The following is a 15975-nucleotide window of genomic DNA, read 5'->3' as shown; positions in this document are numbered from 1 at the left end:
TATTACATCTTACTTTTTTAATAATAATATTAATTACATTATAGCATATTACTTTCTTACTCATATATTTTGAATTAAATATAGCTAGTGCTTAGCCTTCAATCAATTATTATATATAGTACTTTATAACTATTTTATTTTTTGTTCTTAGAATATTTAATAAATTATTGCAAAAGCTATTATAAAATAGATTAGTAAAGAACAAATATATAATAATATAGAAATTATAATATTAATATCAACACTAGAAAATAAATATAATATATAATTCACCAGTTATGTATTAACTAAATTACTCTATAATGATTATTCTAATAATGAGACAACAATATATAACCAAGTTATAATTTAATTGATAATAAACATCATTATTTTCTAGCTATATTGAATGATTATAAAATCTATATTATAATATTAATTACAATATAATAACTATTATTAAGGAGGCGTATTCATTTATGGTAAAAGTATATACTACCAATACTTGTCCTTGGTGCGTTAAAGCAAAAACTTTTCTTAAATCAGAGAACATTGAATTTCAAGAATTAAATGTTCAAGATGATATGGAAGCTAGAGAAGAAATGATAAAAAAGTCTAATCAGATGGGTGTCCCAGTATTAGATATTAATGATAATATTATTATAGGCTTTGATAAGCCTGCTATTCTAAAGGCTTTAGGTAAATAATTAAGAGGCGTATATCCGCCTCTTTTATTTTGGCTTATATAAATATATCTGATTTATATTCTCATCTTTAATGCTATTTTCTTTTTCGTAATATATATTTTTCTGCATTTAAAAGCGCAATCGTACCATCTGATACAGCAGTTGTTATTTGCCTATACTTCTTTTGTCTTACGTCCCCTGCTGCATATACTCCTTGAATATTTGTTTGTAAATCTTCATCGGTAATTATATATCCTTGTTCATTCAATTTTATATAATCCTTTACTTCTTTTGTTCTAGGCTCTGTTCCTATATATCCAAAAACTGCATTAACATCTAAGCTACTACTTTCTTGAGTCTTAGTGTCTTTTATAATAACCGATTCCAAAAATCCCTTACCATTGGCTTGAATCAAATCCTTATTTAATAGAACCTCTATTTTAGGATTATTGAAAACTTCATCAATTAATGACTGTTCTCCTTTAAAATAATCATACCTTCTTATTAAGTACACTTTTTCAGCGAACCTCGTTAAAAATACAGACTCCTCTAGTGCAGAATTTCCGCCGCCTACAACAGCAACTTTTTTGCCTTGATAAAGTGCTCCATCACAAATAGCACAGTAATGAATTCCTCTTCCTGAAAATTGTTCTTCTTGAGGAATAGGCAGTTTTCTTGGCGCAGCTCCTGTAGCAATTATTACAGCTTTAGGTTGGTATACATATGATTCAGTTTCTATAATCTTTTCATCATCTGATATATATATCTTTTCAATTGAATCAAATTCATCAATATTTGCTCCAAGATCTCTAGCTTGTTCTTGAAATATGTCAGCTAAATCTCCTCCACCTATACTTTTAAATCCCGGGTAATTCTCTATAGTATAACTATTTCTAACTTGACCTCCCACAAGTTCATTTTCTAACAACAATGTATCCAACTTTGCCCTTCCTGCATACATTGCTGCTGTAAGACCTGCTGGTCCACCACCAATTATAATTAAATCCAATTCTTTCTTTTCTTTACTCATATCTATTTTCTCCTAATATTTAATACATTTTAAACTACTCAATACCCAAATATTATATTAATCTTTAAACTAAACAGACTATTTCAATGTATAAATAATTTATAGCGTTGAAATAGCCCATTAACATAAATTAATTCTTATTGAGCTCCAAATTGCTTTCAGCCAATCTTTTGAAAATAAGTTTGTTTTCTAACTCACTTACCTTTACCCTATCTCCAATTCTTATATTTCCTTGTAATATTTCCTCACTTAATTTATCTTCTACCTCTTTTATTATTAATCTTCTAAGTGGCCTTGCACCATAATCAAGGTCAATTCCTTTGTTTAGCAGGAACCTTTTACTATTATCTTCAAAGTTTAAGTATATATCTCTGTCTTCAAGCCTTTTTCTTATTGATGCAAGCATTAAATCTATAATTTGATTTAAATCTTCATCACTCAACTTATGGAATACTATTGTATCATCTATTCTATTTAAAAATTCTGGCCTAAATTTTTGCTTTAATTCCCCTAATATATTTTCCTTCATCTTTTCATATTCAGTTTCATTTTCGTTTTTAGAACTAACACTACTAAATCCTATGCTTTTTTGTTTTTTAATTTGATGAGCCCCAACATTTGAAGTCATTATAATTATTGTATTCTTAAAATTAACTATTTTTCCTTTGCCATCAGTAAGCCTTCCATCTTCCATAATTTGAAGCAATATATTGAATACCTCTGGATTTGCCTTTTCTATCTCATCTAAAAGAACTATTGAATAAGGTTTTCTTCTAACAGCTTCTGTAAGTTGACCACCTTCTTCATGTCCTACATATCCTGGAGGCGATCCTATTAATCTAGATACCGAATGACCTTCCATGTATTCTGACATATCAATTCTTATAATATTATTTTCATCACCAAACATAGCTTCTGCAAGTGCTTTAGAAAGCTCAGTCTTTCCAACTCCAGTTGGTCCCAAAAATATAAAGCTTCCTATTGGTCTATTAGGATCCTTTATTCCAACTCTTGCCCTTCTCACAGCCCTTGCTATAGATTTAACCGCCTCATTTTGTCCAACAACTCTCTTGTGTAGTATTTCCTCTAATTTTAATAACCTTTCACTTTCCGATTCAGTTAACTTTTGAATTGGAATCTTAGTCCAAGATGATACTACACTCGCTATCTTTTCTGCATCTACAACTAGTGTCTTTATAGAATTCTGAGTATCCCAACTATCTTTCATATTACCTAACTGCTCTTTTAAAATTCTCTCTTTATCCCTTAAATTCGCAGCTCTCTCAAAGTCTTGAACTCGTATAGCTTCTTCCTTTTCTTTACCTATATTTTCAATTTTTTCTTCTAAATCTTTTAAATCTGGAGGGGCTGTTAAACTTTGGATTCTCACTTTAGCAGCTCCTTCATCAATCAAATCAATGGCTTTATCCGGCATAAATCTATCTGTTATATACCTATCTGCCAAATTAACGGCCGCTTCTAAAGCTTCATCTGTTATTTCAACTCTGTGATGAGCTTCATATTTATCTCTTAATCCTTTAAGAATCTTTAGCGTTTCTTCCTTTGAAGGCTCTCCCACTGTTACAGGTTGAAATCTTCTTTCTAATGCAGAATCCTTTTCAATATACTTTCTATATTCATCTATAGTTGTGGCTCCTATACATTGAATCTCTCCTCTTGCTAAAGCAGGCTTTAATATATTAGATGCATCGATAGCACCTTCTGCTCCTCCTGCTCCTATAATAGTATGAATCTCATCTATAAAAATAATTATATCTTTATCTTTAATTATTTCATCCATAGTTTTCTTAAGTCTTTCCTCAAATTCACCTCTATACTTAGCTCCTGCAATCATAGATGTTAAATCTAAAGAAACAACTCTTTTATTTCTAAGTATCTCTGGAATATTTCCCTCCACTATTCTCTGTGCTAGTCCTTCAACTACAGCAGTTTTACCAACACCTGGTTCCCCAATCAGACACGGGTTATTTTTAATTCTCCTACAAAGAATTTCTAATAACCTTTGAGTTTCATTATCCCTTCCAATTACAGGATCTAGTCCTTGTTCCTTAGATAGTACTGTTAAATCCCTTCCATACTTATCAAGCATTGGAGTATTAGCTTTCTTATTATCAATTATATTTTTATCGCTAGCTTTATCTTCATAAGTACCAGATAAGAATACAAGTAATTCTTCACTTATAATGGTGAAGTTAAGATTCAAGCTTTTTAAGATAGTGTATGCCATTCCTTCTTCTTGATTAAGTAAGGCCAATAAAATGTGTTCAGGGCTAACATATTTATGATTTAATCTTTTTGCTGCTGCGAAACTTTCATCTATTAACCTTTTGGTCCGAGGGGTCAGTAAAATATTATCGTCTGTTTTCTTGATATCCCCATAACCCAAGTATCTTTGTATCATATTTCTAATATTCTCACTATTAACCCCATATTTTTTTAATAACTTAGCAGAATATCCATCTTCTTTTAATATGCCAAGTAATATATGCTCAGTTCCAACATACCCATGTTTAAATTTTTCCGATTCATTTTCAGCTTCTAAAATTACTGCTTGTGCCCTTTCTGTTAATTTATTATATTCCATATACTTTAAACCTCCTATCTTCTCCTTAGGTTAACATTTCTTTCACTAATTTAGCTCTTTCATACTTAATTTCCTTATCATCTAGTGATTTTTTTAAATAATTTTGAAGGGATGAATTAGTAATTAGAATAAATAGTTTATCTAACTTACCCTTATCAATATTTATAATTGATAATTCCGCCCCTAATCTAACATTTGATAATAGTTCAATAGACTCTTTAAAATCCAAAATCATTGCATATTTCAGTATTCCATATGCTCTATATATCTTATCCTCTAATTCATGTCTACATTTACTAAGTAATATTTCTCGGAATTTATTTTCCTCTATTATTATGCTCCAAACTGCTTCTTTTAATTTATTTATAATATTCTCCTCTGTCAAACCTAATGACACTTTATTAAATATTCTGTATAAATTTCCAAAAACCTTTGTACCATCTAAATGAACTCCCTTTATAGCAATTCCTAACTTACCAAGCCTTTTGGATATATTATTAATTTCTTCACTCATACTAAGAGCTGGCAAATGTAATACTACTGAGGCCTTCATTCCTGTTCCGATATTCTCTGGTGATGCTGTTAAATAACCTAATGTTTCATCAAAAGCATAGTCAAAATTTTCTTCTATCTTATCATCAATAACTGTTGCTCTCTCAAAAATTTCTTCTAATTTCAATCCATCACTTACACATTGAAGATTTATATGATCTTTTTCATTTATCATGATGCTAAGATCTTCTTCTTTATTCAATATAAATGAGCCCTTATCAGAATTTTTCAAAAGCTCTTTGCTAATTAGATCCCTTTCTAAATATTGTTTACTAAATTCCTCTTTTGTATTCCAAATCTCATATAACGTAATTTCTTCATTATCCAATTCGTTTTTAAGAACGTTATATACTTCTTTGCCATTTTCTCTACCCTTAATATAGTTTAGCTTATTAGGAAAAGGTAAATTACTAAAGTTTCTAGCTAACAACACTTTGCTACTTAATACTGCCCCAAATCTTTCCTTATCATCTTCCCAGCTATTCATCACAATTGCCCTCCTTTCTATTTATAATTTCCTTAGTGTTACTTTCTAATATATATAATTCTAGTTTTTTAATTTCATCTCTTACTATTGCTGCTCTCTCATATTCCTCTGCTACTATCAATTTTTGCATCTCTTCTTTTAAATCCTTAAGATTTTTTCTTTGAACCAATTCCTTTCCCTTTACCTTAGGAATCTTACCAATATGTTTACTTCCAACTTGTAAGCTCTTTATCCTTGGCTCAAGTACAATATTAAATTCTTTATAACAATCAGTACATCCCAATCTTCCTGATTTCTTAAATTCCTGATAGGTTAACCCACAATTTGGACAAATAATTTCCTTTACTTTATTATTATCTATATTTGATTTACCATTATCTACATTAGATAATATTTCTGTAAGTATGCCTTGAAATGGAACATTTATATTTTGCATTATTGGATTAAAGAACGGAATATTAGCTATATCTTTTGCACAATTTTCACACAACCAAATTTCTTGTTTCTGACCATTCATCACTGTAATTAAATTTATCTTTGCTTCATTTTTTTTACATTTTTCACATAACATATATATCCCCACCTTTAAGATAAAATTATCATAATCATAGCTTTTAAAATATCAGCTCTTACTTTATTTTTATTATCTGCTGAAGTTAAACTTCTATCATTTATTGCTATTTTCATTATTTCACATTCTCTTTCTTCAATAACTCCAGATTCTAATAAGTGATTAAGCAATGCGTTTGCATTATGATATGTTATTGTTTCTCCTATGCTTTGGTTAATTAATTCTTCCCTTCTATTGGAATTATCATCATCCAACTGCTTGATCGCTATATGACCTCCGCCGCCTCTCTTGCTCTCAATTAAATATCCTCTTTCATAGGTAAATCGAGTTGTTAATACATAGTTTATTTGGGACGGCGCGCATCTAAACTGATCTGCTAACTCATTTCTTTGTATAAAAATCACATTATCTCTATTCTCATTAAACATTTGTTTTATAAACTCTTCTATTATATCTGAAAGTCTTGCCATAACATCACCTGCTTAAACCTTTATTTAATTATTTGTTTTTGACTTACTTTGACTTTATAATATTATACTATACTTCTTTTACTTTTTGAAGTATCAATATAAATTTATGATTATTTATAATACTGTATGTTAATAATATTTAATATATTTCAATTTATGGAGGTTTTATATGCAAATTATTTGGTATGGACATTCTTGTTTCCTTATGAAAACATCCATTGGTAAAAGAATTCTAATTGATCCATTTAGCAACAATTTAGGTTATGATAATAATTTCCCTAAATCCGATTTAATTACCATTAGTCATAACCATTTTGATAGTTCATATATTAATGATATAAATAATACAACCAAGATTATTAATGAGAGCGGAAACTTTAACTTAAGCTTCCTTAGCATAGAAGGGTTTGACTCCTTTCATGATAAGTGCAATGGACTAAAAAGAGGCTCAAATATTATTTATATATTTAAGGATGATAAACTTTCCATATGCCATTTAGGACATTTAGGCCATATACCTTGTTCATTGATTTTAGAAAAGCTTAAAAATATTGATATTTTACTTATCCCTATTGGTGGACATTTCACTCTCGACGGTTTTGAGTCTGCGAAACTTTGTAACCTTATTTCCCCAAAATACATAGTTCCTATGCATTATAAAACTAATACAACATCTTTATACTTAGACGACCCTAAGAATTTTATAATATCTATGAAGAGCGTAAAAAAAATAAATTCTAATATATTAGATACTTCTGACTTGGATATAAATTCTAACCTTAAGTCTGAATGTATCTTGTTAACACCTCCATATAAATAGTGAAAATAACTATTTCAACTATTTTTAAATAAAAAAAAGACCGCCTAAAGACGATCTCTCTTTTATTACTCTTGGTTTGGAGCTCCCACTGGGCAAACATTAGCACAGTTTCCGCAATCGATACAAGTATCTGCATCAATAACGAATTGAGTATCTCCTTGAGTTATAGCACTAACTGGACATTCTCCAGCGCATGCTCCACAGCTAACACATGAATCATTAATAACAAATGCCATCTAGAACACCTCCTAATAAATTGTGGTAATTAACCTCTTACATTTTAACACGTATTCGTATGTTTTAAAAGTGTTTTGTATTCTAGACTTCTTATTTTTTAATATTGTTATATTATTTACGATTACAAAACAACATATCCTAAATCCTCTATGGAATTTATAATCCTTTCGAGTTTTAAAAAGATATCATTATATATCACTGTTATCTCCCTTCTTGCAAGCGAAATTTCAGTAGCTATTACTCCCGAATTCTTAACAACTGTATCTTGAATTATCTTGGCATCGTCATTAGACTCCATATTACAAATCTTAATAACAGATTTCATAGAAATTCCTCCTATTTTTCATTAATAAGATTTTTTATTAATGTTTTATCTTCCTCTGACTCAACAATCAATTTTATATTATTTTCATCAATTGTGTCTTCATATTTTCCTGAAACGAGCTCTACATCAGTTATTTTGAATTCCTCAACAACTTCCTCGTCTCCTCTTCTAACCTTAACCTTTACCATCTCTTTAACTATTGAATTACCAACAACTTCTCCATTTCCAGCCTCTGTCTTAACAATAGAACCAATCTTAGGCAATCTCTTTCTTATACCTTCATATGTAGTTTGCTCATAGTTCAAACAGCACATCAATCTTCCACATATTCCAGATATCTTGGTTGGATTCAAAGAAAGATTCTGTTCCTTTGCCATTTTTATTGACACAGATGCAAAGTCTCCTAAGAATGTAGAGCAGCACATAGGCCTACCACATGGTCCAAGTCCTCCAACCATTTTAGCCTCATCTCTTACTCCTATTTGTCTTAATTCTATTCTGGTTTTAAATATAGTAGCTAGATCCTTAACTAATTCTCTAAAATCTACTCTGCCATCTGCTGTAAAGTAGAATATAACCTTATGATTATCAAATGTATACTCTACATCTATTAATTTCATATTTAATTTATGTTCTTGAATTTTAGCTAAACATATATCTAATGCTTCTTTTTCTTTATCCTTATTTTCTTTATGTTTTCTAATATCATCCTCATCAGCAATTCTAATAACATTCTTTAAAGGTGATACTATATCTTCCTCTTTTATCTCCTTAATTCCTATAACGCATTCACCAAATTCTATACCTCTAGCTGTCTCTACTATTACATAATTGCCCTTTTTTATATCCAATTCTAATGGACTAAAGTAGTAAATTTTTCCTGCCTTCTTGAATCTTACGCCTATAACTTTTATCATTAATTATACCTCCGCAAAGCCCATAAGCAAAACACTTATGACCATTGAATAGTTCGTATTACTATTAAAATTTATTCTAGCTTCTTTTATGTATTCTAACATACTATTTAATTTCTTATAAGATATTCCTCTTGATATATTTTTTATCTTATATATTTTATCAAAATTAACAACGAGTTCACTATCATTAAGTTCTTTAAGAAGTAAGATATCTCTTATATATGATAGAAGTATATTTAGTAACTCTAATTTATCTTCTTTTGCACTTTTTAATAATTCTTCATACTTTAATATAATACCTTTTTGTCTACTTACGATATCTTCAAATAATTCTATACATATATCTCTCAAATTTCTCAACTTATCATCGCTAAAAAATCTATCTACATTTCCAGGTATTCCAGCACTATAAGCTAATGCAGCTTTTTTATCATCTTCACTTAAATTATTATATTTTTTCTCAAGGTAACTCAAAATTTCTTCTTTATTTAATGGTGTTAACCTATATATTTGGCAACGCGATTTTATGGTATCTAAAATTACTTCTAAAGAATCACTTAGTAATATTAAATGTACACCTCTTGGTGGTTCTTCAATAGTTTTTAATAATGCATTTTGAGCTTGAACTGTTAGCTTGTCACATTTATATAATATTAATACCTTTTTATCACCTTCATAAGGCTTTTTATTGACTTCACTTATAATGTTTCTCACATCATCAACACCAAATGAATTGGAATTAGGAGAATATCTTACAATATCAACACTCTCTACACCATTTCTCTCTTTAATAATCTGGTTTGAAAGATACTTAGCTACTATACTTTTTCCTATTCCATCATTACCAATTATTAGATTTGCATGAGAAAATGAATCCTTTTGTCTTCTATTATTTATATTATCGATAATATTTTTATGTCCGATTATCTTTCTCAATGCTTATCTCTCCTTGATATCATATTTTTACGAACTTATCCACATCAATTACGAATACAGTAGCACCTCCCACGCTAATTTGCACTGGGTATTGTTGCATATATCCACTTTCACTTCCCCCAAGGGTAGTTGGTGTGACTACTGTCTCATTTCGCTTTCTACATACATTCCTAATAACATCAATAACAAGTTCAACTTTTTCCTCTTCAATTCCTACCAATAATGTAGTATTACCAGATTTAAGAAATCCTCCTGTAGTTGCTAGTTTTGTAACTCTATAATCCTCTTCTGTTAAAGCCTCTATGACATCTGCTGAATCTTCATCCTGAACAATTGCAATTATCAATTTCATTTTAATTCCCACCCTTAAACTAATAATAATTTACTACATACTATTTTACCACAAATAGGTGGCTTTTTATTACTTAGTTTATATTTGTCCATATTTTAGGTCTTAGTATATTTTTTATTTGATTAATCACATTTTCTTTAGTATTATTTGCATCTATCTTAACAATTCTATGATTATTATTTTTATAAACAATATCATATCCTTCTCTAACTCTTTCATGAAACTCTAACTTTTCTATATCTAATCTATTTACTTCTCTGCAATCATTATTAGCTATTCTAGCCAATCCTATTTTAGGATCAAGATCAAATAGCACTGACATATCTGGCATGTACTCACCAATAGCAAATTTATTTATACTTAAAACTTCTTCTATTCCTAAATTTCTCGCATAACCCTGATACGCCAAAGAAGAATCTATGAACCTATCACAAAGAACTATTACACCTTGATTCAATGCTGGTATCACTTTTTCTACAAGGTGTTGTCTTCTCGCCGCTGCATATAATAGTGCTTCTGTTTTAGCATCCATCTCCTTGTTATCTGTGCTTAAAATAACTTGTCTTATTTGCTCTGATATTTTAATTCCGCCTGGCTCCCTCGTCTTTATACATTCAAAATTATTTTCTGTAATCCAATCATATATTGCGTCAATTGCCGTTGTTTTTCCGGTTCCCTCGCCACCTTCAAAAACTATAAATAAACCTTTTTTCATCTTAACGTACCCCTCTATATATTAGCGTTTAAATGTAAGAATTTAATTTCTAAGCATGTTCGCTAAATAAGATTATCCTAACATTATCTTTATAATAATCATAATCTGGACCCTCTGCATTTGTATTAACAATTTTCTCTTCACATGCTTTACAAATTTTTTCTCCATTTAATATTATACCATCGCAATCACTTGCTCCACATAAAAAACATGATTTATTTGTATCCTCCATTAGTAATTCCCCCTTAATTTTATGATTCTTATAAAATTATTACCAATTATGTAGACTTTATACACTCTCTGGATGTTAATAACTTCTATATAGATATTTTTTAAATTTTTGGTAATACTAATAAAGGGCAATATATAATTACACAATTAATGCTGAATTTAATACAAATTACATAATGTAAATATAGCTTGCAAAAATATCTTATATTATTAAATTTTCAAATAATAATTTGCTCATAATATTTAAAGTGATAGCTATATTAAGCTTATATTTAATACAGCTACTACCATGTTAACAATAAAAACATTAATATGAAAGGAGAACTTACTGTAAAACGAAGCAAAACCTGTACTATATACAAGATCTAGTAATTTATTTTGCAAGTTTTAAGTAAGAAATTGCGCTTATGAAAAACAAAATTATTTCATTTTTATCTACTTGTGCTGACGATATTAAAAATCTCTGTACCTATTTATATGAGAATCCTGAAAAAAGTTATAGTGAAGTTAACGCGTCTAATTGCATATGCAATTTATTAAATAAATACAAATTTGAAGTTGATAGAAATTTTTTTAACATTAACAATTCCTTTATAGCAAAGAAAGGCCAAGGTCATCCTAAAATATGCTATCTATGTGAGTATGATGCTATCGAAAATGAAGGTCATATTACCGGGCATAATATGGTTACTGCAATGTCAGTATCTGCGACGTTAGCTTTAGGAAGTGTTATAGATGACATCGGAGGTTCTGTAATACTGGTAGGTTGCCCCGGTGAATACTTTGGCGGGACTAAAGGGACAATGGTAAAACAAGGACTATTTGATGACATAGATGTTGTAATGGTAGCACACCCTGACACATGTACATGTGAAAGTGGCTCTTCATCAGCAATTATCCCATTAGGGCTTAAGTTTGAAAGCGAAAGCAAGTTGAGTTTTTTAAATCAGAATTCTTATACATCGTTAGATGCCGTTTTACTAACTCTTAATATTTTAAACTCCATAAAAAAAGGATTTCCCGATAATTTAGAAATAAATTCGGTTATATCTAATGGTGGGTATACAACATTGCTATTACCAGCAGATTCTGAAATTAAATTTTGCATTCGTGCATCTAACACCAAAACTGCTAATGAGGCTTATGATAAAATAAGAAAAATTGCAAATAATGTAACAACATTAATAGATATTCCTAATAAATTTTTCTTATATGAGTCTCCTAATAAGGAACTAATAACCAATAGGACCCTAAATAGACTATTTAGTCATAACCTTAAAGAAAGTGGAATAATAAATATTAATCCACCAAAAGATATATATGCCGGATTAAGCATTGGAGATGTAAGTCATAAGGTTCCTTGTATACATCCGTATATATCTATAATAGATGATGAAAATATTAAATATGGAAGCCTAGATTTCGCAAAAGCAACTACATCTGAATTTGCTTTAAAACAATGCAATATAGCAGCTACAGCTCTTGCATTAACTGCTATTGACTTGATACAAAATGAAACTTTACTCTCTGAAGTTAAATCTGAATTCTTTAATAATAGAAATTGCTAATAAAAAAATTATAAGATATGGTATCTTAAAAATAATATAATATATACCTTTAATAGTAATAAAGTCCGTATATTATATTGATTTATATTTTAAGGTACCATATTTCACTTCATAGATTCTAGCATCATAAAAAAAGCAAACGTAAAACCCTTTGGTATATTTCCACCTTAAACTTACAGAATAATAAAAATAATAGGATGCTAAAAGAAACGCCATGTTGTGTTTACAAACCATCTTATAATAGTATAATATTAGTTGTACTGCTTAGGAGGTGTATAAATTGATTCAAATCTATAAAAGCGAAAATGAATTTGATCCTTCCCTAAAATTAATAGATACGATAGAAAATGGTGCTTGGATAAATCTTATTGCTCCATCTGCTGAAGAACTAATATTAATATCAAAGAAAACAGGCGTGCCCCTGGAATTCTTGAAAGCAGCTTTAGATGATGAAGAAACCTCACGTATCGATATTGAAGAGGATTCATTATTAATAATAGTGGATATACCGTTTACCGAAATGGAAGATAACTCTCTTACTTATGATACATACCCATTATCAATAATACATACTAATAAACAATTGATAACTGTATGCTTAAAAAACAGTAAAATCCTAACGGATTTTGCTAATAACAAAATTAAATCTTTTTATACATTTAAAAAATCAAGATTTACATTACAAATACTAAATAGAATATCAACATACTATTTACTTTATTTGCGTCAAATAGATAAAAAAAGTTTAATGATTGAAAAAAGGCTTCATAAATCTATGAAAAATAGAGAGCTTATACAATTACATTCTCTGGAAAAATCACTTGTTTATTTTTCAACTTCACTAAAGGCTAATGAAATTACTTTAGAGAAAATGCTGAAATTAGAGCTTATGCAAAAATATGAAGAAGATAAAGATGTTTTGGAAGATGTAATTATAGAAAATAAACAAGCTATAGAAATGACTGAAATCTATAGTAATATATTAGCTAGTACAATGGATTTTTTTGCTTCTGTCATATCAAATAACTTAAATATTGTTATGAAAGTACTTGCATCAGTTACAATTCTTATGGCAATACCGACTATAATAGGTGGAATATTTGGTATGAATATAGCATTACCATTATCTGCAGATAATCCACATGCATTCTCTATAGTTATGGGCGTAACTGTTGGCATTTGTGGACTTGTTGCCTTTATATTATATAAAAAAGATATGTTTAACTAACATATCTTTTTTATAATATCTTATAACTACTCTTATCACCTAAGCCTTAGTTGTAGCATCTTGAGTGCAGATATCCTTTTGGAGTTTTTCTACTCCTTTATATGATCTAAGTTCAGATTCTATATCTTCAAGTGAACGATTACGTGTTTCAAATACCTTAGACTGAACAAACCAAATTGCTGCAAAACATATTACACCATAACCTATAAACAAACTACCTGTACCAAAGTAATTCAATAATACTGGAAATGTCAATGATACCATCATATTAGCACTCCAATTAATTACACTACTGAATGAATTACCTAAGCCGCGAATATTTAATGGAAATACTTCTCCTACCATGACCCACATTACAGGTCCCCAAGTAGCTGAAAAGAAAGCAATGTAAATAGTTAATGCAATAACACATATGATTGAGGCAACGAAAGATCCATTAGAGAATTTCATTGAAATACTCATAATCAAGAGCGAAACGCCCATTCCAATAGCACCATAAATAAGCATCTTTTTACGATCAATTTTATCCATAATGGCTACAGCTATAGCAGTAATTATTATATTAAAAACTCCAATTCCAATATGAGCGAGTAAAGCTGCTTGCACCCCAAATCCAACATCAGTAAATATAGTTGGTGCATAATAAAGAACTGTGTTACAACCCATAATCTGCTGAAAAACAGCCAAACCAAAGCCTATGACTAATGCCGGGCGTACAAATTCGCTAAATAGCTCTTTAACTCCACCACTTTTAATCTCGGCTTGTTTTTTTATTTGAGCTAATTCATAATTAACAGCACCTTTATCATGTTTATTCATATGTTCTAGTATACTTCTTGCTTCATCTACTCGTCCATCTTTTACTAAAAATCTAGGACTTTCTGGTAACACAAGTGCACCTATTAAAAGAACTGCTGCTGGAATAGCTGCGAACCCTAACATCACTCGCCAACCAGTATATAAATCTGAAAATGCATAATTCGTAATATAAGCCAATAGAATTCCGCTCATAACCATTAGCTGAAACAAACTTGATATGGTTCCACGTTTTTCAGATGGTGATAATTCAGCTAAATAAGTTGGAATTAGAGCTGAAGATGCACCAACTGCGACACCAAGAATGATTCTAAATATAATTAATGACCAAATTTCTGGAGCAAATGCTGATCCAAGTGCGCCGACAAAGAAGATAACAGCCGATGTAAGAATTAGCTTTATACGGCCATATTTATCAGACATAGGACCAATGATTGCAGCCCCAAGAATAGCTCCTAATAATACAGAACTTACAACCCATCCTTGCTGCCATGAATCAAGGTGCATTTGTTCTTGAATAAATAAAATAGCTCCTGAAATAACTCCAGTATCATAACCAAACAAAAGCCCACTAAGTGCAGCGAAAATATATATTACAGAGTTACTAATTTTTATTTTCATTAAAATCATCTCCCATTTTTTATTTCATTTGATTTAAATTCGTATATTCCTAGTGCGTTTATAATATTCCTAAAATTTCTTCGTTCGGAAGACTATTTTTATCGTTTACAAAAGATACATTAATTGCCTAGTATATTTATAATTTGACCTCCATAAAACTTGGTAAAAATAACTAGCAAGGCCAATTTTCTCTTACATTCTTTAAATAATGTTGTACTAGTTTTTATTCATATTTATCATATCGATAAATATACCTTCTATTAATAATCTTAATAATGCATGCATATCTATTAGCTTTTAGAAAAATAGGTACCCAATATTTATTTTCCTTAAATTTAGTATAGCACTCTTTGAAACCTTTTTCAATAAACTTTAAAAAGTAATTTAAAAAGTAATTTAAAAATTTATTTAATATATATTTATGATAATATCCTACCTTTGCAATTATAGTAAACCAATTTAACCAATGTAATACCATTAAATATATATATTCAATCGCTGCAACACATGTCATGTGATATATAATTCATTAATTAACTCTATTAGTGACTCATTAACTTATAATATTTCTATGTAATTAATTCAATTTTAAATTATAGATTTCCATAAAGCTTATTATATACATAAAAAATAGCCTATGTATCAACTATTTAGTTAATACATAAGCTATCTTAAATAAATTGGAGGCGCCACCCAGATTTGAACTGGGGAATAAAGGTTTTGCAGACCTCTGCCTTACCACTTGGCTATAGCGCCATTATGGTGGCTCGAACTGGAATCGAACCAGTGACACGAGGATTTTCAGTCCTCTGCTCTACCGACTGAGCTA

17 protein-coding genes and 1 tRNA gene are annotated in these 15975 nt (G+C 29.6%); 4 read left to right on the top strand and 14 right to left on the bottom strand.

The genetic code is table 11. The features are described from left to right. Window positions 1–458 precede the first annotated feature (458 nt). Entirely contained in the window at window positions 459–686 is a 228-nt protein-coding gene (locus tag L3B96_RS18670; protein ID WP_011967488.1) for a glutaredoxin family protein, read from the top strand. Window positions 687–759: 73 nt separating this feature from the next. Here L3B96_RS18670 and trxB read toward each other — a convergent pair whose 3' ends face one another. The 5 genes from trxB to L3B96_RS18645 all read right to left on the bottom strand — a co-directional run bounded on the left by trxB (window position 760) and on the right by L3B96_RS18645 (window position 6380). Next, window positions 760–1695, bottom strand: a complete 936-nt coding sequence (gene trxB / locus L3B96_RS18665; RefSeq protein WP_238948281.1) for a thioredoxin-disulfide reductase — start codon at window positions 1693–1695, stop codon at window positions 760–762. Between the two features lie 130 nt (window positions 1696–1825). Further along, a complete protein-coding gene (locus L3B96_RS18660) occupies window positions 1826–4300 on the bottom strand; it encodes an ATP-dependent Clp protease ATP-binding subunit (protein WP_065418335.1) in 2475 nt (824 codons plus the stop codon). Window positions 4301–4325: 25 nt separating this feature from the next. Further along, entirely contained in the window at window positions 4326–5339 is a 1014-nt protein-coding gene (locus tag L3B96_RS18655) for a protein arginine kinase (RefSeq protein WP_087703326.1), read from the bottom strand. After that, on the bottom strand, window positions 5332–5910 hold the full coding sequence (locus tag L3B96_RS18650) for a UvrB/UvrC motif-containing protein (RefSeq protein WP_011967484.1): 579 nt from the start codon (window positions 5908–5910) through the stop codon (window positions 5332–5334). The genes L3B96_RS18655 and L3B96_RS18650 overlap by 8 nt, the downstream gene beginning before the upstream one ends. A gap of 14 nt (window positions 5911–5924) precedes the next feature. Further along, window positions 5925–6380 (bottom strand): CtsR family transcriptional regulator, encoded by a 456-nt coding sequence (locus L3B96_RS18645; protein ID WP_011967483.1) that lies wholly within the window; start codon window positions 6378–6380, stop codon window positions 5925–5927. A 169-nt stretch (window positions 6381–6549) separates the two neighbouring features. Between L3B96_RS18645 and L3B96_RS18640 the strand changes: the two genes are divergently transcribed. Further along, window positions 6550–7200, top strand: coding sequence for an MBL fold metallo-hydrolase (locus L3B96_RS18640; RefSeq protein ID WP_238948280.1), 651 nt, complete (start codon window positions 6550–6552; stop codon window positions 7198–7200). Between the two features lie 65 nt (window positions 7201–7265). On the opposite strand, the gene L3B96_RS18635 is transcribed toward L3B96_RS18640, so the two are convergent. The 7 genes from L3B96_RS18635 to L3B96_RS18605 form a co-directional block, all read right to left on the bottom strand. Then, window positions 7266–7436: a 4Fe-4S binding protein gene (locus L3B96_RS18635; protein WP_008426524.1), complete on the bottom strand. Its 171-nt coding sequence runs from the start codon at window positions 7434–7436 to the stop codon at window positions 7266–7268. 122 nt (window positions 7437–7558) lie between these two features. Further along, on the bottom strand, window positions 7559–7762 hold the full coding sequence (locus tag L3B96_RS18630) for a ferredoxin (RefSeq protein WP_343073102.1): 204 nt from the start codon (window positions 7760–7762) through the stop codon (window positions 7559–7561). Between the two features lie 11 nt (window positions 7763–7773). Continuing rightward, window positions 7774–8679, bottom strand: a complete 906-nt coding sequence (locus tag L3B96_RS18625; RefSeq protein WP_023976584.1) for a stage 0 sporulation family protein — start codon at window positions 8677–8679, stop codon at window positions 7774–7776. 3 nt (window positions 8680–8682) lie between these two features. Then, complete coding sequence (locus L3B96_RS18620; RefSeq protein ID WP_238948279.1) at window positions 8683–9615, bottom strand: DNA polymerase III subunit delta'; 933 nt, start codon at window positions 9613–9615, stop codon at window positions 8683–8685. Between the two features lie 19 nt (window positions 9616–9634). After that, on the bottom strand, window positions 9635–9967 hold the full coding sequence (locus L3B96_RS18615) for a cyclic-di-AMP receptor (RefSeq protein ID WP_011967478.1): 333 nt from the start codon (window positions 9965–9967) through the stop codon (window positions 9635–9637). A gap of 73 nt (window positions 9968–10040) precedes the next feature. After that, window positions 10041–10682 (bottom strand): dTMP kinase, encoded by a 642-nt coding sequence (tmk, locus tag L3B96_RS18610; protein WP_238901273.1) that lies wholly within the window; start codon window positions 10680–10682, stop codon window positions 10041–10043. Between the two features lie 49 nt (window positions 10683–10731). Further along, complete coding sequence (locus L3B96_RS18605; RefSeq protein ID WP_238901272.1) at window positions 10732–10914, bottom strand: sigma factor G inhibitor Gin; 183 nt, start codon at window positions 10912–10914, stop codon at window positions 10732–10734. A 406-nt stretch (window positions 10915–11320) separates the two neighbouring features. On the opposite strand from L3B96_RS18605, the gene L3B96_RS18600 reads away from it, so the two are divergent. Beyond that, window positions 11321–12481, top strand: coding sequence for a M20 family peptidase (locus tag L3B96_RS18600; RefSeq protein WP_238948278.1), 1161 nt, complete (start codon window positions 11321–11323; stop codon window positions 12479–12481). Between the two features lie 280 nt (window positions 12482–12761). Next, complete coding sequence (locus L3B96_RS18595) at window positions 12762–13709, top strand: magnesium transporter CorA family protein (RefSeq protein WP_238901270.1); 948 nt, start codon at window positions 12762–12764, stop codon at window positions 13707–13709. Window positions 13710–13748: 39 nt separating this feature from the next. Here the strand turns inward: L3B96_RS18595 and L3B96_RS18590 are convergent, their stop codons facing one another. Together L3B96_RS18590 and L3B96_RS18585 are read right to left on the bottom strand one after the other, a co-directional pair. Next, the gene (locus tag L3B96_RS18590) at window positions 13749–15146 is read right to left on the bottom strand and encodes a sugar porter family MFS transporter (RefSeq protein WP_238948277.1); all 1398 of its coding nucleotides are present in this window, start codon (window positions 15144–15146) and stop codon (window positions 13749–13751) included. A gap of 681 nt (window positions 15147–15827) precedes the next feature. Next, window positions 15828–15902, bottom strand: a tRNA-Cys gene (locus L3B96_RS18585). Window positions 15903–15975 lie beyond the last annotated feature (73 nt).

It is taken from the genome of Clostridium sp. YIM B02569, assembly GCF_022320765.1.
Taxonomy (GTDB): Bacteria; Bacillota; Clostridia; order Clostridiales; family Clostridiaceae; genus Clostridium; species Clostridium beijerinckii.
This window is presented reverse-complemented; position numbering and strand designations above follow the sequence as displayed.

Excerpts from the sequence above, each read along its gene's own strand:
- tmk (WP_238901273.1), bottom strand. The coding sequence starts at position 10,682 with ATGAAAAAAGGTTTATTTATAGTTTTTGAAGGTGGCGAGGGAACCGGA.
- L3B96_RS18645 (WP_011967483.1), bottom strand. The coding sequence starts at position 6,380 with ATGGCAAGACTTTCAGATATAATAGAAGAGTTTATAAAACAAATGTTT.
- L3B96_RS18640 (WP_238948280.1), top strand. The coding sequence starts at position 6,550 with ATGCAAATTATTTGGTATGGACATTCTTGTTTCCTTATGAAAACATCC.
- L3B96_RS18615 (WP_011967478.1), bottom strand. The coding sequence starts at position 9,967 with ATGAAATTGATAATTGCAATTGTTCAGGATGAAGATTCAGCAGATGTC.
- L3B96_RS18605 (WP_238901272.1), bottom strand. The coding sequence starts at position 10,914 with ATGGAGGATACAAATAAATCATGTTTTTTATGTGGAGCAAGTGATTGC.
- L3B96_RS18630 (WP_343073102.1), bottom strand. The coding sequence starts at position 7,762 with ATGAAATCTGTTATTAAGATTTGTAATATGGAGTCTAATGACGATGCC.
- L3B96_RS18650 (WP_011967484.1), bottom strand. The coding sequence starts at position 5,910 with ATGTTATGTGAAAAATGTAAAAAAAATGAAGCAAAGATAAATTTAATT.
- L3B96_RS18600 (WP_238948278.1), top strand. The coding sequence starts at position 11,321 with ATGAAAAACAAAATTATTTCATTTTTATCTACTTGTGCTGACGATATT.
- L3B96_RS18670 (WP_011967488.1), top strand. The coding sequence starts at position 459 with ATGGTAAAAGTATATACTACCAATACTTGTCCTTGGTGCGTTAAAGCA.
- L3B96_RS18660 (WP_065418335.1), bottom strand. The coding sequence starts at position 4,300 with ATGGAATATAATAAATTAACAGAAAGGGCACAAGCAGTAATTTTAGAA.
- L3B96_RS18625 (WP_023976584.1), bottom strand. The coding sequence starts at position 8,679 with ATGATAAAAGTTATAGGCGTAAGATTCAAGAAGGCAGGAAAAATTTAC.
- L3B96_RS18655 (WP_087703326.1), bottom strand. The coding sequence starts at position 5,339 with ATGAATAGCTGGGAAGATGATAAGGAAAGATTTGGGGCAGTATTAAGT.
- trxB (WP_238948281.1), bottom strand. The coding sequence starts at position 1,695 with ATGAGTAAAGAAAAGAAAGAATTGGATTTAATTATAATTGGTGGTGGA.
- L3B96_RS18635 (WP_008426524.1), bottom strand. The coding sequence starts at position 7,436 with ATGGCATTTGTTATTAATGATTCATGTGTTAGCTGTGGAGCATGCGCT.
- L3B96_RS18590 (WP_238948277.1), bottom strand. The coding sequence starts at position 15,146 with ATGAAAATAAAAATTAGTAACTCTGTAATATATATTTTCGCTGCACTT.